This window comes from Pseudomonas sp. AC169 (genome assembly GCF_979258515.1).
In genome coordinates, this window is record NZ_OZ409866.1 from 1,948,934 (window position 1) to 1,966,923 (window position 17,990).

At 58.5% G+C, this 17,990-nt stretch carries 17 protein-coding genes; 12 read left to right on the forward strand and 5 right to left on the reverse strand.

Annotated elements, in window-relative coordinates:
- The first annotated feature begins 138 nt into the window (after positions 1-138).
- The 11 genes from ACZZ0G_RS08910 to ACZZ0G_RS08960 all read left to right on the forward strand — a co-directional run bounded on the left by ACZZ0G_RS08910 (position 139) and on the right by ACZZ0G_RS08960 (position 12,260).
- Positions 139-1,218 (forward strand): acyltransferase family protein, encoded by a 1,080-nt coding sequence (locus tag ACZZ0G_RS08910; RefSeq protein ID WP_463555911.1) that lies wholly within the window; start codon positions 139-141, stop codon positions 1,216-1,218.
- A 120-nt stretch (positions 1,219-1,338) separates the two neighbouring features.
- Positions 1,339-1,800, forward strand: a complete 462-nt coding sequence (locus tag ACZZ0G_RS08915; RefSeq protein ID WP_463555912.1) for an Lrp/AsnC family transcriptional regulator — start codon at positions 1,339-1,341, stop codon at positions 1,798-1,800.
- A gap of 223 nt (positions 1,801-2,023) precedes the next feature.
- Positions 2,024-3,706: a flavin monoamine oxidase family protein gene (locus ACZZ0G_RS08920; RefSeq protein WP_122604323.1), complete on the forward strand. Its 1,683-nt coding sequence runs from the start codon at positions 2,024-2,026 to the stop codon at positions 3,704-3,706.
- Positions 3,707-3,718: 12 nt separating this feature from the next.
- Positions 3,719-4,513, forward strand: a complete 795-nt coding sequence (locus tag ACZZ0G_RS08925) for a carbon-nitrogen hydrolase family protein (protein WP_463555913.1) — start codon at positions 3,719-3,721, stop codon at positions 4,511-4,513.
- 38 nt (positions 4,514-4,551) lie between these two features.
- Positions 4,552-6,966 (forward strand): pyrroloquinoline quinone biosynthesis protein PqqF, encoded by a 2,415-nt coding sequence (pqqF, locus tag ACZZ0G_RS08930; RefSeq protein ID WP_463555914.1) that lies wholly within the window; start codon positions 4,552-4,554, stop codon positions 6,964-6,966.
- Positions 6,967-7,122: 156 nt separating this feature from the next.
- Positions 7,123-7,197, forward strand: coding sequence for a pyrroloquinoline quinone precursor peptide PqqA (gene pqqA / locus ACZZ0G_RS08935; protein WP_003422658.1), 75 nt, complete (start codon positions 7,123-7,125; stop codon positions 7,195-7,197).
- Between the two features lie 81 nt (positions 7,198-7,278).
- Positions 7,279-8,190: a pyrroloquinoline quinone biosynthesis protein PqqB gene (gene pqqB / locus ACZZ0G_RS08940; protein ID WP_463398562.1), complete on the forward strand. Its 912-nt coding sequence runs from the start codon at positions 7,279-7,281 to the stop codon at positions 8,188-8,190.
- A gap of 136 nt (positions 8,191-8,326) precedes the next feature.
- On the forward strand, positions 8,327-9,079 hold the full coding sequence (gene pqqC, locus ACZZ0G_RS08945; protein ID WP_463555915.1) for a pyrroloquinoline-quinone synthase PqqC: 753 nt from the start codon (positions 8,327-8,329) through the stop codon (positions 9,077-9,079).
- On the forward strand, positions 9,076-9,351 hold the full coding sequence (gene pqqD / locus ACZZ0G_RS08950) for a pyrroloquinoline quinone biosynthesis peptide chaperone PqqD (protein ID WP_095050301.1): 276 nt from the start codon (positions 9,076-9,078) through the stop codon (positions 9,349-9,351). The genes pqqC and pqqD overlap by 4 nt, the downstream gene beginning before the upstream one ends.
- Entirely contained in the window at positions 9,344-10,483 is a 1,140-nt protein-coding gene (gene pqqE, locus ACZZ0G_RS08955; protein ID WP_463558837.1) for a pyrroloquinoline quinone biosynthesis protein PqqE, read from the forward strand. The genes pqqD and pqqE overlap by 8 nt, the downstream gene beginning before the upstream one ends.
- Positions 10,449-12,260: a S9 family peptidase gene (locus tag ACZZ0G_RS08960; RefSeq protein ID WP_463555916.1), complete on the forward strand. Its 1,812-nt coding sequence runs from the start codon at positions 10,449-10,451 to the stop codon at positions 12,258-12,260. The genes pqqE and ACZZ0G_RS08960 overlap by 35 nt, the downstream gene beginning before the upstream one ends.
- Before the next feature lie 133 nt (positions 12,261-12,393).
- Here ACZZ0G_RS08960 and ACZZ0G_RS08965 read toward each other — a convergent pair whose 3' ends face one another.
- The 4 genes from ACZZ0G_RS08965 to ACZZ0G_RS08980 all read right to left on the reverse strand — a co-directional run bounded on the left by ACZZ0G_RS08965 (position 12,394) and on the right by ACZZ0G_RS08980 (position 14,855).
- The gene (locus ACZZ0G_RS08965; protein ID WP_003228885.1) at positions 12,394-12,552 is read right to left on the reverse strand and encodes a YqaE/Pmp3 family membrane protein; all 159 of its coding nucleotides are present in this window, start codon (positions 12,550-12,552) and stop codon (positions 12,394-12,396) included.
- Positions 12,553-12,648: 96 nt separating this feature from the next.
- Positions 12,649-12,969: a helix-turn-helix domain-containing protein gene (locus tag ACZZ0G_RS08970; RefSeq protein WP_053124440.1), complete on the reverse strand. Its 321-nt coding sequence runs from the start codon at positions 12,967-12,969 to the stop codon at positions 12,649-12,651.
- Entirely contained in the window at positions 12,962-13,318 is a 357-nt protein-coding gene (locus tag ACZZ0G_RS08975; protein ID WP_463398725.1) for a type II toxin-antitoxin system RelE/ParE family toxin, read from the reverse strand. The genes ACZZ0G_RS08970 and ACZZ0G_RS08975 overlap by 8 nt, the downstream gene beginning before the upstream one ends.
- A 253-nt stretch (positions 13,319-13,571) precedes the next feature.
- Positions 13,572-14,855, reverse strand: a complete 1,284-nt coding sequence (locus ACZZ0G_RS08980) for an aspartate aminotransferase family protein (protein ID WP_463555917.1) — start codon at positions 14,853-14,855, stop codon at positions 13,572-13,574.
- 169 nt (positions 14,856-15,024) lie between these two features.
- Here ACZZ0G_RS08980 and ACZZ0G_RS08985 point away from each other — a divergent pair, with 169 nt between their 5' ends.
- Positions 15,025-15,939: a LysR family transcriptional regulator gene (locus tag ACZZ0G_RS08985; RefSeq protein WP_463555918.1), complete on the forward strand. Its 915-nt coding sequence runs from the start codon at positions 15,025-15,027 to the stop codon at positions 15,937-15,939.
- A gap of 227 nt (positions 15,940-16,166) precedes the next feature.
- Here ACZZ0G_RS08985 and ACZZ0G_RS08990 read toward each other — a convergent pair whose 3' ends face one another.
- Complete coding sequence (locus ACZZ0G_RS08990) at positions 16,167-17,945, reverse strand: acyl-CoA dehydrogenase C-terminal domain-containing protein (RefSeq protein WP_463555919.1); 1,779 nt, start codon at positions 17,943-17,945, stop codon at positions 16,167-16,169.
- Positions 17,946-17,990: the final 45 nt, after the last annotated feature.

Here is a 17,990-nt window from a genome sequence, read left to right on the forward strand (position 1 = left end):
CCGCGCTAAATGCGCGGCTTTCGCGTTTCTGGCGTTTGAAAGTAGCTCGCGCGCTGCACGCTGTCGTACTTGCGCCCGTTAAGCTCAACTTCCAAAATGCCAGCACAGGATGTCTGACGGCTTTAGGGATAAATAACCGTGTACAAACTTTCCTCGTTACAAGCTGCCAGGGGTCTGGCGGCGCTTTTTGTCGTAGCGTTTCACTCGCTCTTCATCAATGCCAAATATGTGCAAGGTGAAAGCCTTCTACCGAAGCTGTTTGTTTTTGGGCAGACCGGCGTAGATCTGTTTTTTGTCATCAGTGGTTTCGTGATGATTATCGCTTTCCGTAACAAGTTCGGTCTTAAAGGCAAAGTGGCTGACTTTCTCAAAGGGCGATTCTTTCGAATTTATCCGACCTACTGGGTTTATTTTCTCGCCCTCTTCGTTGTCGCTCAGATCAAGCCCGAGCTGGTGAACGGATCTCAAGCTGGATCTGTTGACATGACGTCATCATTTTTCCTGCTCCCGAGTTCGGCGTTACCCTTATTGATGGTCGCCTGGTCACTCATCCACGAAGTCTGGTTCTATCTCGTATTTGCCTTGATCCTGATGCTGCCGGCCAATCAAACGACGCATGCATTTATGCTGTGGTTAATCACGATTATCGGTGTTTCGTTATTCACAGATACGCCGGGCAATCCCTATCTTCGAGTCATGTTCCATGAGTTCTCTATCGAATTCATTTTCGGCGCCTTGGCTGGAATCGCGTATCTGAAGCTTTCGTCGGCTACCTCGCCGTCCCCTTTTAACATCCCCCTAATGGTATTGATCGGGTTGACTGGACTCGTGTACGCACTTGCCTGGGATGTCGTCGGCGACGCCGATGTTATTCAATCCATTTCCCTGGAGCGCGCAGTTGCGGTCGGTGGCGGTTACGCACTTTTATTGTTGGCATTTGCACTGCAAGAAGCAAAAGGTCGAATGAAGGCATCTGCTTTTCTCAGATCCGTCGGGGACATGTCCTATTCGCTGTACCTATCGCATGTTCTGACACTCAGTGTTTGCGGGCGCCTATGGGTCATGACGGGGCTTAGCGGTAACAGCGTCTGGCATGCATTACTGTTTTGGGCAGTTTGCTACGCCGCAGTGCTTGTGGTGGCTTACTTCAGTTACCAGTTGATAGAGCGAAAATTGTCAAATTTCTCGCGCAGCATTCGACTACCCATACGCACGTAAAAAACCGCGTGACGGCGCGGTTTTTTCTATGTCTGCGTTCAGCATCATCGCCTGCAAGCGGTCTACTGACTGAGCCTGTAACATGCACAGGCCAAAGATCCGCGCCAATGGAGCCGCCCCTTGCCAGACACCCGCCCGCCAGCACTCGATGAAATCGACCGTCAGCTAATCGCCGCTCTGCAGATCAATGCCCGCGAGAGCGTCGCCATGCTTGCCCGGCAATTGGGCATCGCGCGCACCACGGTAACCTCACGATTGGCACGTCTGGAAAAGGCCAGAGTGATCACCGGTTACGGCGTGCGCCTGGGTCAGCGCGTGGTCGATGGCGGGTTGCAGGCGTATGTCGGGATCAAGGTGCAGCCGCGTTCCGGCAAAGAGGTATTGCGCCGGTTGAGTGCGATGGCGCAGGTGCAGCAGCTGTGTGCGGTAAGTGGCGAGTTTGATTATGTGGCGTGGTTGCGCACGGATTCGCCGGAGCAACTGGATCAGTTGCTCGATCAGATTGGCAGCGTAGACGGGGTGGAGAAGACCACGACGTCGATCATTTTGAGCAGCAAGATTGATCGGGGTCAGCCGGTTTGAGCTTTTGATCGAGCTTCTCGGGTGAATTTCAGAGCCTCTTCGCGAGCAAGCTCGCTCGCACATTTTGGTCGGTGTGTAGTCTCTGCTCGTCATATTGATCGCTAATCTGGCAAAACGACGACACTTTGCGTCTTATTAACGTGTTCTACGCTCCCTAGAATGGCTGGCATCTTTTCCTATACTCAGACGCCTATCCTGCGTCGAGTCGCCAGCAAGGTCAGCCATGAACAAGAACAATCGCCATCCTGCAGACGGTAAGAAACCAGTCACCATTTTCGGTCCGGACTTTCCGTTCGCCTTTGACGACTGGATCGAACACCCGGCCGGCCTCGGCACCATTCCTGAACACAATCACGGCGCCGAAGTGGCAATCGTTGGCGCAGGTATTGCCGGTCTGGTCGCCGCTTACGAGTTGATGAAACTCGGCCTGAAGCCAGTGGTTTACGAGGCGTCGAAACTGGGTGGTCGTCTGCGTTCGCAAGCCTTCAACGGCACGGACGGTATCGTCGCTGAACTCGGCGGCATGCGTTTCCCGGTATCGTCCACCGCGTTCTATCACTACGTCGACAAGCTCGGCCTTGAGACCAAACCGTTCCCGAACCCGCTGACGCCGGCCTCCGGCAGCACGGTGATCGATCTGGAAGGCAAAACCCATTACGCACAGAAACTGGCGGATCTTCCTGCACTGTTCCAGGAAGTGGCTGACGCCTGGGCGGATGCCCTGGAAGCCGGTTCGCAGTTCGCCGATATCCAGCAAGCCATTCGCGATCGCGATGTGCCGCGCCTGAAAGAACTCTGGAATACCCTGGTGCCGCTGTGGGACGACCGCACGTTCTACGACTTCGTCGCCACCTCCGAGGCCTTCGCCAAACTGTCGTTCCATCACCGTGAAGTGTTCGGGCAGGTTGGTTTCGGCACCGGCGGCTGGGACTCGGACTTCCCCAACTCGATGCTGGAAATCTTCCGCGTGGTGATGACCAACTGCGACGATCACCAGCACCTTGTGGTCGGTGGTGTCGAGCAAGTGCCGCAAGGCATTTGGCGCCATGTGCCGGAGCGCTGCGTGCACTGGCCAGAAGGCACCAGCCTGAAATCCCTGCACCGTGGTGCGCCGCGTTCCGGGGTGAAAAAAATCGCTCATGCGCCGGACGGCCGCTTCGCGGTCACCGACAACAACGGCGACACCCGCGAATACGCCGCCGTGCTGACCACCTGCCAGAGCTGGCTGCTGACCACCCAGATCGAATGCGACGAAAGCCTGTTCTCGCAGAAGATGTGGATGGCACTGGACCGCACCCGCTACATGCAGTCATCGAAAACTTTCGTGATGGTCGACCGCCCATTCTGGAAGGACAAGGACCCGGAAACCGGCCGCGACCTGATGAGCATGACCCTCACCGATCGCCTGACTCGCGGCACGTATCTGTTCGACAACGGCGACGACAAACCGGGCGTGATCTGCCTGTCGTACTCGTGGATGAGCGACGCGTTGAAAATGCTTCCGCACCCAGTGGAAAAGCGCGTTGAGCTGGCGTTGAACGCGTTGAAAAAGATTTACCCGAAAGTCGACATCGCCGCGCGGATCATCGGCGATCCGATCACTGTTTCCTGGGAAGCCGACCCTTACTTCCTCGGTGCATTCAAAGGCGCCCTGCCCGGCCACTATCGCTACAACCAGCGCATGTACGCGCACTTCATGCAGGATGAAATGCCAGCTGAACAACGCGGGATTTTCATCGCCGGTGACGACGTTTCGTGGACACCGGCGTGGGTCGAAGGCGCAGTGCAGACCTCGCTCAACGCGGTGTGGGGGATCATGAAGCATTTCGGCGGTTCGACACATAAAGCGAACCCGGGCCCGGGTGATGTGTTCAAAGACATCGGCCCTATCGCCCTGCCCGAGTAAGAGGAATCCCTGATGCGTGTAGCCCTTTACCAATGTCCGCCGCTACCTCTGGACCCCGCCGCCAACCTGCAACGCCTGCATCAAGTGGCGATGGAGGCCAAGGGCGCCGACCTGCTGGTGCTGCCCGAAATGTTCATGACCGGCTACAACATCGGCGCCGAAGCAGTCAGCACACTGGCCGAGGTCTACAACGGTGAATGGGCGCAGCAAATCGGGCGAATCGCCAAAGCTGCCGGTTTGGCGATTGTTTATGGCTATCCAGAGCGCACTGCCGACGGGCAGATTTACAACGCGGTGCAGTTGATCGATTCGCACGGCGAGCGCCTGTGCAATTACCGCAAGACCCACCTGTTCGGTGATCTCGACCGCGCGATGTTCAGCCCGGGCGATGATGTTTTCCCAATCGTCGAACTCAACGGCTGGAAGCTCGGCTTCCTGATCTGCTACGACCTGGAGTTTCCGGAGAATACCCGGCGTCTGGCACTCGCCGGCGCCGAGCTGATTCTGGTGCCGACGGCGAACATGATTCCGTTCGATTTCGTCGCTGATGTCACCGTGCGTTCACGTGCTTTCGAAAACCAGTGCTACGTGGCCTACGCCAACTATTGCGGCAACGAAGGCGAGATCCATTATTGCGGGCAAAGCAGCCTCGCCGCACCGGATGGCAGGCGCATCGCTCAGGCCGGTCTCGACGAAGCGTTGATCGTCGGTGAATTGGATCGGCAACTGATGCTCGACTCCCGCGCGGCCAATCGCTACCTCAGCGACCGCCGTCCGGAGCTTTACGGCGCGCTCAACCAGCGCTAATCCGCTAGCATTGGCACTTCACTGTTCTGGAAGTGCCCATGCCTGCGCCGACTCACCCCCGCCCTTATACCGAAAACCTGGCCAATGGCTTGTGCGTGACCTTGCGCCACGTGCCAGATCTCAAGCGCAGCGCCGCCGTATTGCGCGTGGCTGCCGGTAGCCATGACGTGCCATTGGCGTGGCCAGGGCTGGCGCATTTCCTCGAGCATTTGCTGTTTCTCGGCACTGAGCGTTTTCCTGCAAACGAAGGGCTGATGGCCTACGTGCAGCGTCACGGTGGGCAGGTAAATGCCAGCACGCGCGAACGTACTACTGACTTTTTCTTTGAATTGCCGACGCGCTCATTCAGCGACGGTCTGGAGCGTCTGTCAGACATGCTCGCCAAACCGCGTATGAATCTGGACGATCAGTTGCGGGAACGGGAAGTGTTGCAGGCGGAATTTGTCGCTTGGTCGCAGGATTCTGCGGCGCAGCAGCAGTTTGCCTTGTACGAAGGTTTGCCAGCAAAGCATCCATTGCGCGGGTTTCATGCAGGGAATCGGGACAGCCTTCAGGTAGAACAGTTTGAGTTTCAACAGGCGTTGAAAAACTTCCACCAGCAGTTTTATCGGACTGGGCAAATGACCTTGAGTCTGGTTGGGCCACAGACCCTTGAAGAACTGAAAGCGCTGGCGGAGGAGTTCGCGGCAACTTTACCGGTTGGGGATAAAGTTGCGCAGGCCAAGCCTCTGCTGTTGGCGGTAAAAAGTTATCAACAGGTCGGTGCGCGACGCGCCAGTCTGTTGTTTGCGTTTGATGCCTTGCCTGAATCGTCTGTCGAGGCTTTGGCATTTCTATGCCATTGGCTGAACAGCGCGAAACCCGCCGGGTTACTGGCACATTTGCAGGAGCAGAACCTGGCTGATGGATTACACGCTGCGCCGGTCTATCACTTTGCCGGGCAAGCGTTGCTCCATCTTGAGTTCACCGCAAACTCCGAAGCGTTAAACGCCATCGGCGAGCAGGTGCTGGATTGGCTGAGTTTCTTTGCTCAACAGGATTGGGCGCCGCTGCGCAAAGAATACGCAGCTTTGCTTGAACGTCAGCAGCAAGTCAGCGGCGCGCTGCAACTGGCGCGGCTCGACACTGAGCAGTTGGAAAATGGCCTGTCCGACGCGGGCGTTGGAGCCCTTGCTCACATCCTCGGTGAAATCGGCACTGTGGATAACTTCAGCGACCACTGGCACCTGCCTGCCGCCAATCCATTCCTGCGGCCCAATGAGCCTTTGGCGAACGCCGGGCTGATTCGCGGCCAGACCAGTGCCCACCGGGGCCTGCGTACATTTGCTCAGGATCGTTCGCGCGGCCGTCGTGAACGCTCACCGATGCAGTTCAGTCAGGCGTTGCCGGACAGCACTGATCAAGGCGCGATTTATCTGCGTTGGCAGGTGGAGGATGCGGCCAGCGCTGATCTGCAATCGAGATTGCAACGCAGTCTTCGGCAAACGCAGCAGGACGCCCGAGAGGCGGGCGTCGACCTGTCTTTCAGCGTCTCTGGCAATCAATGGCTGCTGAAGCTCACCGGCCTGCAAGAATCAATGCCCAGCGTCCTCGAGCATGCGTTGAAAAATCTGACACAAGTTGACGCTGATTCGCCGCGCATGGAGCTGGAAACCCCACTAATCCCCATCCGCCAACTGCTTAAAGCACTGCCGGAACATGTTCTGCAATCAACCAAAACCGGCGACGACGTCAAACACCTGTGGACAACTGCGCACTGGAACGGCCTCGCTCTAGGGCTCAACCAACAGACGCAATCCGCCATGGGCCTGGCCCTGAGCCGTATTCCCGGGATACCGGACAATCAGCTGCCAACGCCGACGACGATCAAAGAGCAACAACACTGGAGCCACATCGATACCGCCTCCAGCGAACACGCCTTACTGTTGTGCTGCCCGACCGCCAGCAGCGACACCACCGACGAAGCCGCCTGGCGAATGCTCGCACAGCTGTGTCAGACACCGTTCTATCAGCGTTTGCGAGTCGAGCTGCAATTGGGTTACGCGGTATTCAGTGCCCTGCGCCAGATCCAGGGCCAGACCGCCCTCCTGTTCGGCGTGCAATCGCCAAGTGCCAAACCTGCAGAGTTGCTCAAGCACATTCAACAGTTTCTCAAGGGTATTCCAGCCCTGATCGAACAGCTCGATGAGGCAAGCTTCACCCAGCAACGGCAGAATCTTGCGGATCAATTCGATGAGGCCAATCTGTCCAGCAAAGACGCTGCCGAACTGCTCTGGCAGGCGAGACTCGCTGGCCACTCGTCGGATTATCTTGAGCAAATGATCAGTGCGATCCGCCCACTGGATCGACCGACATTGCTCGCGGCTGCTCAGCGTTTAATCAACGCCGAAGGCGGCTGGCTCTGCCTTGCCAGCGACACCGCGCCTGGAACACCATGGCAAGCAGCAAATTGATCATTACCGACGCTGCAAGGAGCTTTCTCAAAGATTCACGGGCAAACCCTGTGAAATTTTGAGTAACATAGCAGCCTAACTATTTGGAACATCTTTGCGCTGCCGTGGACTATACCTATGGACAGCGCTATCCCACCCAACCCGAGGAGACACCCTATGTCCTGGACAAAACCTGCTTACACCGACCTGCGTATCGGCTTCGAAGTCACCATGTACTTCGCCAGCCGCTGAGTTCTGCTTACGTAGAATTGCAGTGCAACGCCTCGGCTCGCCGGGGCGTTTTATTTTCCGCGTTGAAATGATGGAGTGTTCATGTTCGTCCAGATTCTGGGTTCGGCCGCTGGCGGCGGTTTTCCGCAGTGGAACTGCAACTGCGTCAACTGCGCAGGTTTTCGCGACGGCAGCCTGAATGCCAAGGCCCGTACCCAATCGTCCATCGCGATTTCCGATGACGGCGTGAACTGGGTGCTGTGCAACGCCTCGCCAGACATCCGCGCGCAGCTGCAAAGCTTCGCCCCGATGCAACCGGGCCGCGCCCTGCGTGACACCGGCATCAGCGCGATCATCCTTATGGACAGCCAGATCGACCACACCACCGGCCTGCTCAGCCTGCGCGAAGGCTGCCCGCATCAGGTCTGGTGCACGGACATGGTTCACGAAGACCTCAGCACTGGTTTTCCGCTGTTCAAGATGCTCACCCACTGGAATGGTGGGCTGGACTGGAACCGCATCGAACTCGACCAGAGCTTCACTGTGGCGGCGTGCCCGAACCTGCGGTTCACCCCGCTGCCATTGCGTAGCGCCGCGCCGCCGTACTCGCCGCATCGCTTCGATCCGCACCCGGGCGACAACATCGGTTTGATCGTTGAAGACCTGAAGACTGGCGGCAAGCTGTTCTATGCGCCGGGTCTGGGCAAGGTCGATGCGCCGTTGCTGGAGATCATGGCCGGCAGCGATTGCCTGTTGGTGGACGGCACGATGTGGGATGACGATGAAATGCAGCGCCGTGGCGTTGGCACTCGCACCGGTCGTGAGATGGGCCACCTGGCGCAAAACGGGCCTGGCGGCATGCTCGAAGTGCTGGAACAACTGCCAGAGCAGCGCAAGGTGCTAATCCACATCAACAACACCAATCCGATTCTCGATGAGGATTCGCCGGAGCGTGCGGAGTTGGCGCGGCGTAATGTTGAAGTGGCGTATGACGGCATGAGTATTGTGTTGTAGCGACCGGCCTCTTCGCGAGCAAGCTCGCTCCCACATTGGATCTGTGGCGTTCACAAACCCTGTGGGAGCGAGCTTGCTCGCGAAGGCGTCCGAATAGATACCCAGGATTCCAACGGTTGTTCCCCGGAGAACCGCAATGACCGACACCCCGCTGTCCCCCACCGAATTCGAAGCGGCCCTGCGCGCCAAAGGCGCCTACTACCACATTTACCACCCATATCACGTGGCGATGTATGAAGGCCGCGCCACCCGCAAGCAGATCCAGGGCTGGGTCGCCAACCGCTTCTACTATCAGGTGAACATCCCCCTGAAAGACGCGGCGATCCTCGCCAATTGCCCGGACCGCGAAATCCGCCGCGAGTGGATTCAGCGCCTGCTTGACCACGACGGTGCCCCCGGCGAAGACGGCGGCATCGAAGCCTGGCTGCGTCTCGGTCAAGCGGTCGGTCTCGACCCGGATCAACTGCGCTCGCAGGAACTGGTGCTGCCCGGCGTGCGTTTCGCCGTCGACGCCTACGTCAACTTCGCCCGCCGCGCCAGTTGGCAGGAAGCCGCCAGCAGCTCGCTGACCGAGCTGTTCGCGCCACAGATCCACCAGTCGCGCCTCGACAGCTGGCCGCAGCATTACCCGTGGATCGACCCGGCCGGTTACGAATACTTCCGCACCCGTCTCGGTCAGGCGCGCCGCGATGTCGAGCACGGTCTGGCGATCACGCTCGAGCACTACAAAACCCGCGATGGCCAGGAGCGCATGCTGGAAATTCTCCAGTTCAAACTGGACATTCTTTGGAGCATGCTCGATGCCATGAGCATGGCCTACGAACTGAACCGCCCGCCGTATCACAGCGTGACCGAACAACGCGTCTGGCATAAAGGAATCACCTTATGAGTTTCGACCGCAGCAAAGTCCCGACCTGGCGTCCCGGCTACCGCTTCCAGTACGAGCCGGCACAGAAAGGCCATGTGCTGCTCTACCCGGAAGGCATGATCAAACTCAACGAAACGGCTGCGCTGATTGGTGGTTTGATCGACGGCGAACGCGATGTGGCGGCGATCATTGCCAAGCTCGATGAGCAGTTCCCCGGCGTGCCTGAGCTCGGTGACGACATCGAGCAATTCATGGAGGTTGCCCGTGCACAGCACTGGATCGAACTTGCCTGATCTGCCGCCCAAGCCTGAAGTCGGCCTGCCGCTGTGGCTGCTCGCCGAGCTGACCTACCGCTGCCCGCTGCAATGCCCGTACTGCTCCAATCCGCTGGATTTCGCCGAGCAGGGCAAAGAGCTGAGCACCGAGCAGTGGATCAAGGTGTTTCGCGAAGCGCGGGAGATGGGCGCGGCGCAACTGGGCTTTTCCGGCGGCGAGCCGCTGGTGCGTCAGGATCTCGCCGAGCTGATTCATGAAGCACGGCAGTTGGGTTTCTACACCAACCTGATCACCTCCGGCATTGGTCTGACCGAACAGAAAATCAGCGACTTCAAGAAGGCCGGCCTCGATCACATCCAGATCAGTTTCCAGGCCAGCGACGAGCAAGTGAACAACCTGCTCGCCGGCTCGAAAAAAGCCTTCGCGCAGAAGCTGGAAATGGCCCGCGCGGTGAAGGCCCACGGTTATCCGATGGTGCTGAACTTCGTCACCCATCGACATAACATCGACAAGATCGACCGCATCATCGAACTGTGCATTGCGCTTGAAGCCGACTTCGTCGAGCTCGCCACCTGCCAGTTCTACGGTTGGGCACAGCTCAATCGTGTCGGCCTGTTGCCGACCAAAGAGCAATTGGTGCGCGCCGAACGCATCACCAACGAATATCGGGCGAAGCTGGAAGCCGAAGGGCATCCGTGCAAGCTGATTTTCGTCACCCCGGATTACTACGAAGAACGCCCGAAAGCCTGCATGAACGGCTGGGGTAGCATCTTTCTGACGGTCACCCCGGACGGCACGGCCCTGCCCTGCCATGGCGCCCGACAGATGCCGGTACAATTTCCCAATGTGCGCGATCACAGCATGCAGCACATCTGGTACGACTCGTTCGGCTTCAACCGCTTTCGCGGTTACGACTGGATGCCGGAGCCGTGCCGCTCCTGCGACGAGAAAGAAAAAGACTTCGGTGGCTGCCGCTGCCAGGCATTCATGCTTACTGGTGATGCGAGCAATGCCGACCCTGTGTGCAGCAAATCCGAACACCACGGCGTGATCCTCACGGCCCGCGAAGAAGCCGAGACCGCCACTCAAACCATCGAACAACTGGCCTTTCGCAATGAACGAAACTCGCGCCTCATCGCTAAAGGCTGAGCCTTTCAGCGCTTCGCAAGCCGTTGCTGCCGGCATGGATTTCGCCGAGCTGCAACTCGGTGCCAGTGGGCTGTTCTGGAATGAATACCGCCCTGAAGATGCCGCGTGCCGGATCTGGCATTGGCGCGATGGTGTGGCGAAATGTCTGACGCCGGATGGTTTCAGTGTGCGCAGTCGGGTGTACGAATATGGCGGTGGTGCGTTTTGTCTGACGCCGGATGGGGTAGTTTTCGTCGCTGAGGCGAATCAGCAGTTGTATCGGCAGACGCTGGATGGAGCGCCTGAGGCGCTGACGTCGGGCGAGTGCCGTTATGGCGATCTGCGTTTTGCCTTCGGCCAAGTGCTGGCGGTTGAAGAACAGCAAGATCAGCATCGGCTGGTGGCGATTGATCTCGCCGACGGGGCACGGCATTTGTTGGTTGAGGGCGCGGATTTTTATGCTTCGCCAACTATCAGCCCGAATGGCCAGCGTTTAGCGTGGATCGAGTGGAGCCGGCCGCATCAGCCGTGGACGTCGACCCGGTTGATGGTGGCTGAACGCTTGGCTGACGGCACATTCGGTTCGCCGCGCTGCGTTGCTGGCGATGAGGTTGAAGAGTCCATTCAACAGCCACGATTTGATGCTGAAGGTCGGCTGTATTGCCTGACCGATCGCGGTGGATTCTGGCAACCGTGGGCTGAGACTTCTGATGGTTTGGAGCCACTGCCTGCCGCGCCGGCCGATCATGCACCGGCGCCGTGGCAACTGGGCGGCTGCACCTGGTTGCCTGTTGAGGAATCGTTTTTAGCCAGTTGGAGTGAAGGTGGTTTTGGTCGCCTGACTTTCGGCGATGAAGATTTCACCGGCGACTACAGCCGCTTCCGTCATCTGGCTTTGGATGCGCAATTCATCTACTGCATTGCCGCCTCGCCGATCAGTCCTTCGGCGGTTATCACCCTTGATCGAGCTACACGCGAAGTGAAAGTGCTGGCCGGTGGCATGGCGCCTCTGCCCGCCGAACGCATCAGCCGTCCGCAAACGTTGCGTTATCCAAGCGGTTCGGGCGAAGCGCATGGGTTCTTTTATCCATCCATGAGCGGAGAGACGAAACCGCCGCTGGTGGTGTTCATCCACGGCGGCCCGACGTCAGCCTGCTACCCGATGCTCGACCCGCGCATTCAGTACTGGACGCAACGTGGCTTCGCCGTCGCTGATCTCAACTATCGCGGCAGCAGCGGATATGGCCGGGAATATCGTCAGGCGTTGCATCTGAGCTGGGGCCAGGTGGATGTCGAGGATGCTTGCGCCGTCGTTGCGTATCTTGCCGAACAAGGCTTGATCGACGGGGAGCGGGCATGCATCCGTGGTGGCAGCGCAGGCGGTTACACCACGTTGTGTGCGCTGGCGTTCAAGCAAGTCTTCCGCGCCGGCGCCAGCCTTTACGGGGTTAGCGACCCGGTGGCGTTGGCTCGGGCGACGCATAAGTTCGAAGGTGATTATCTGGACTGGCTGATCGGCGATCCCGATCGAGACGTCGCGCGGTATGCAGCGCGTACACCGTTGCTGCATGCGAGCAATATCCGCGTGCCGGTGATCTTTTTTCAGGGTGAACTGGACGCCGTGGTTGTTCCGCAACAAACCCGCGATATGGTCACAGCGTTGGAGCAGAACAGCATCCCGGTCGAAGCCCATTACTACCCCGACGAACGCCACGGTTTCCGTCGCGCCGCCAATCAGGCACATGCGCTGGAGCAGGAGTGGAAGTTTTATCGGCGGGTGATGGGCTTGGCGGACTGATCACCGCGTCCCATTCAAAACCGCGTTGCCCCATTCGCGAGCAGGCTCGCTCCCACAGGGGATTTGTGGACAACACAGATCCAATGTGGGAGCGAGCCTGCTCGCGAAAGCTATCTATTAGGCGCTACGTCACTCAACGCTTGGCGATGATATACACCGCATGCACGATCCCCGGAATATACCCGCACAACGTCAGCAGAATGTTCAACCAGAACGCCCCGCCAAACCCGACCTGCAGAAACACACCCAGTGGCGGCAACAGAATAGCGATGATGATCCGAATAAAATCCATGGGGCAGCTCCTGAATGGGGGTTGGCTCACTTGAGCCATACAAGCTAATCGACCCGCGCCGTTCGTCAGGGTTCAGTGCAATAGCTTCCCACCGGCTCAAGCCAGAATTTTCAGCCCATGCTTCTGCACGATACTCAGCAGCTTGAGGGCCATCCCACTTGGATGCTTGTCTCCCGATTCCCACTGTTTGATCGTCGATGCACTGGTATTCAAATACCGTGCGAAAACCGGCTGACTGACATTATTGCGCTCGCGTAGCGCCTTGATCTGATCGGCCGGGATCGCTTCTGGAACCGTTGCCAGGCAAGACTCATCAAACTCCCGCATGGTTGCCTTGCTGATTGCTCCGACAGCCAGAAGAGCACTGGCTGACTCGTGTATCGATTCAAAAACTTCACTTTTGAATTTCTTACTCATGAAATATCTCCACAAACTCCTTCATCGCCAACAAATCCCGAATCTGCTCATCGGTCAGTTGCGCGTACGCTTTGGCTAACGTTCGTAAATTCTTCAGTTCAGTGGGACTGATGTTGCTCTGATCCTTCTTGGCGAACAGCACTTGATAGATCCAGTAGCGCCCTCCCTTCGCCAAAACAATCGAGCGATGACGATTAGCGTCCAAACGCTTCTTCCAGACGCCACCACCAAGATCATCAGCCTGCCCTTCCAGCATTTGGCAAAACGCTTCCCGGAGCTCCTCGTCGCTGATCCATGCCTTGCCGGCTCGTATCGCAAAACCTTTGGTTTTGAACAGCCTGAATGACATCGGTATCCCTTCCCAAAAAACATACCACCTAGTGGTATAGATTACAAAGCCATCCGTCTCGAAAATATCGATCGGCCTTAACCCGCATCCCCTGCCGGCGCTTTCTAAAAAACCATTCGTACCACGAACACTCAAGCACTAAACGCCACCTGTAAAACCCGGCCACAAAAAAATGCCCCACGCCAAAAGAATCAGGCGTGGGGCGTGCGTTATACCGCGAGACGGTTCTTTAATTCGGGTAGGAAACTTCAGTTCAGACGGCAATCCCTTTGCGGCACTGCAGTTGGGCGGTGCGCACTCGCGAGAAGGCACGGCCCAGGCGCAGGAGCATTTCGTCGATGTTGGTTTTGCTCACGGTGAGGGCCGGGGTGAAGCGCAGGCAGTTGGCTTGCGGGGCGTTGAGCAGCAGGCCTTCGTGCAGGGCGGCGTGGACCACGGCTTCGGCGGAATCGTCTGACAGGGTCAGTCCGAAGAACAGCCCTTGGCCACGCAGTTCGCCGTGTTCATAGCGGTGCGCCAATCGCGCCAAGCCTTCCCGCAAGTGCTGGCCGTTGTCGTTGACCTGCTGGAGGAAGCTGCGGTCGTACACGCTGTCGAGCACGACCAGACCGGCCGCGGTCATCAGCGCGTTGCCGTGATGGGTGCCGCCGAGTTCGCCCGCCTCGAAACAGCAGGCCTTGCCACGGGCCAACAGTGCCGCCAAGGGCACACCGCCGCCAAGCCCTTTGCCGAGCACGACGATATCGGCACGCACGCCGTAGGTCTGTTCAGCGAGCAAAGTGCCGCAGCGGCCGATACCGGTCTGCACTTCGTCGAGGATCAGCAGAATTCCCAGCTCACGGCAGAGACGTTCGACACCCTTGAGGTAATGCTCGGTGGCCGGAACGACGCCGGCGTCGCTCTGGATCGGCTCCAGCATGATCGCCACGGTCTGCGCATCGACCGCCGCATGCAGCGCCGGCAAGTCGTTGAACGGCACCAGATCGAAACCCGGCAACAGCGGCGCGAAACGGTTGTGCAGGTTGCAGCTGTCCGAGGCGGAAATCGTCGCCAGGCTGCGACCATGACAACCCTGCTTCGCAACGATAATCCGCGAGGCGCCGCCGCGATGCAGTTGGCCCCATTTGCGCGCCAGTTTGATCGCCGCTTCACAGGCTTCGCTGCCGCTGTTGAGCAAATACGCCTGATCGCTGGAAGTAGCAGCGCAAAGGCGCTCGGCGAGGCTGAGCATCCCACGATTGTGCAGATTGAAACCGGGATTGATCAGCGCCTGCGCTTGGCTGGCAATCGCTTTGACCAGCGCTGATGGGCTGTGACCAAGACTGTTGGCGCCACCGGCCTGGGAAAAGTCGAGGTATGCGCGGTCGTTGCTGTCCCACAGCCACGATCCCTGACCACGGACGAACACCTGTTGCGGCCGTTCGACGCTGGGCATCAGGCGCCCGGTGCTGAGATTTTCGCTGATGTCTGAAGGGTTGGCCTCGAAGGCGAGGTCATCAAGACTCGGCGTCTGGCGCCGCAAACTGAACAGATTCATTGAAAAACACCTCGTTTGAAGTGTTTTGAACTGCCTATGTAAACACTGTCGAAGCGAACGCTATTCATCGCGCTTTCTGGCCCTGTAAGCCTTGTGAATGCGGTTAGACTAGGCTCACCGAGGCCTGCGGGCCATTTCGATTTCCCAGCAATTTCGATAAGCATTACTTATGGATTTCAAACAACTGCGTTATTTCGTCGCGGTCTACGAAGAAGGCCATGTTGGCCGGGCGGCGGAGCGCCTTTCGATCTCGCAACCGGCACTGTCGCAGCAGATCCGTCAGCTCGAACAGAACCTCGACGTCACCTTGTTCGAACGCAGCAGCAAACGCCTGCTGCCCACCCTCGCCGCGCACACGTTGTACAACCACGCCGTGCCGCTGCTTGATGGCCTGCAACGGGCGCGTGAGGCATTGGGCAACTTCAAGGGTCAGGCCCTGCGCACGCTGGCCATCGGCGTGCTGCAAACGGTTCATACCAGTCTGGTACCGCAAATGCTTGAGCGCGTGCGCAAGGCGCAGCCGCATCTGGTGGTGCAGATTTATGAATTGACCGGGCTTGAGATCGAACGCCGCCTGCTCAACGGCTCGCTGGACATCGGCATCAGTTATCTACCGCCGCGCCAACCGGGCCTGCATGGCGTGATGCTCTATGAAGATGAACTGACGCTGGTTATCCCGGCCGATCACCCCTTGCGTGAATTCAAGAAAGTCTCGATGCGCCAGGCTGCCGAGTTGCCGATGCTACTGCTGGGCGAAGAGTTTCAGATCCGCCAGATCTGGCAGGCGCAACTGACCGCACTCGGACGACGTCCGCAGGTGCAAGCCGAGTTGAACAATATGGTGGGGATTCTCGACAGTTTGCCGCACACCAAACTGGCGACGGTGCTGCCCGGGCGTTCGCAAAAGGAGTACGACGATCAGGATCTGCTGTGGAAACCGCTGAGCGAACCACGGGTGCCGCTGAAGGTTGGGCTGGTCTGTCGCGATGTGCAACGCCAGCAGGCCTCTTTGGCGCTATTGCGAACATTGCTGGAAGAGGTGATGGAACGTGAAATGAAGCCAGCGCTGGATCCATTGGCCTGAACACTTTTCTTCAGGCAAAAGAAAACCCCGCCGAAGCGGGGCTTTGCAGACTGTTTCCCTGACATCCTTTTCACTCCGCCACCCTGGCAGAATCCTACGTGTCCGTGTTGTTGCTTTGCGCTTCCTGCGCGACGTCCATGAAATGTAGATTAGCCGTGGATCCAATCTACGCATATGGGAGAACAGCAGCACGTCATGTAAGAGAATGCTTACACGACGACATCGCATCAGAATTGCGCCGCATCCAGCAGGAACAGCGACTCGCTACCGGCCTTCACCGACGCACTCAACGAGTGAATACGCGGCAGCAGACGGGCGAAGTAGAAGCGCGCGGTGCCCAGTTTGCTGGCATAGAAATCGTCCTGCGCTTCTTTGCCCAATGAGGCTTTGGCCATCAACGCCCACATGTAGGCGTAGGAAACGTATCCAAACGCTTGCAGATATTCGACCGAAGCCGCGCCGATTTCGTTCGGGTTGGTTTTCGCCTGATCCAGCAGCCAGGACGTCAGCTCGTCGAGGGTGTTCACAGCATCATTCAACGGCTTGGTGAACTCACCCAGATCGGCGCTGGCGGTTGCGGTGAAATGACGGATCTCGTCAGCGAACAACTTGTAGAACGCGCCACCGCTGCCGACGATCTTGCGCCCGACCAGGTCCAGCGCCTGAATGCCGTTGGTGCCTTCGTAGATTTGCGTGATGCGCACGTCACGCACCAGTTGTTCCTGGCCCCACTCGCGGATGTAGCCGTGGCCGCCGAAAATCTGCTGGCCGTGCACGGTGGTTTCCAGTCCCAGATCGGTGAGGAACGCCTTGGCCACCGGCGTCAGCAACGCGACCAGATCTTCCGCACGCTTGCGCGTGGTGGCGTCTTCGCTGAACTTGGCAGTGTCGAGTTGCATCGCCACGTAGGTAGAGAACGCCCGGCCGCCTTCGTTCGAGGCTTTCATGGTCAACAGCATGCGGCGCACGTCCGGGTGAACGATGATCGGGTCAGCGACTTTGTCTTTGTTCTGCGCGCCGGTCGGCGAACGGCTTTGCAGACGGTCGCGGGCGTATTCGACGGCGTTCTGGTAGGAGCGCTCTCCGGTCGCCAGGCCCTGAATACCAACACCGAGGCGCTCGTAGTTCATCATGGTGAACATCGCGGCCAGACCTTTGTTCGGCTCGCCGACCAGATAACCCACGGCTTCGTCAAAGTTCATCACACAGGTCGCGGATGCCTGGATGCCCATCTTGTGTTCGATCGAACCGCAGTTCGCCGGGTTACGCGCGCCCAGGCTGCCGTCGGCGTTGACCATGAACTTCGGCACCAGGAACAGCGAAATGCCTTTCGGGCCCGCTGGGGCATCCGGCAGTTTGGCCAGCACCAGGTGAATGATGTTTTCGGTGAGGTCGTGTTCGCCGCCGGTGATGAAGATCTTGGTGCCGCTGACCTTGTAGGAACCGTCGGCCTGAGGCTCGGCCTTGGTGCGGATGATCCCCAGGTCGGTGCCGGCGTGCGGCTCGGTCAGACACATCGAACCGGCCCAGACGCCGGCGTACATGTTCGGCAGGTAAGCGGCTTTCAGCTCTTCGCTGGCGTGGGCGTTGATCGACAGGCAAGCGCCAGCGGTCAGCATCGGGTACAAACCGAAGGACAGGCTGGCGGAGTTGACCATCTCTTCAACCTGCGCCGACACGGCTTTAGGCATGCCCATGCCGCCGTATTGGGGATCGCCACCGACGCCGACCCAGCCGCCTTCGGCATAAGTCTGATAGGCCTGTGGGAAACCGGCCGGCGTGGTGACGGCACCTTCAGCCCAGTGACAGCCTTCTTCGTCAGCGGCACGGCTCAGCGGCGCGATGCTTTTGCTGGTGACCTTGCCGGCCTCTTCGAGAATGGCTTCAACGGTTTCGGCGTCGACAGTCTCGGCCAGCGCTGGCAGTTCGGCCCAGAGTTTGGCGACCTCGAACACTTCATTGAGGACGAAGCGCATATCGCGCAGCGGCGCTTTGTAGTCAGCCATGGCAAACCTCGCAAGATCTAAACGGTGATTCGTGGAATGGTATTT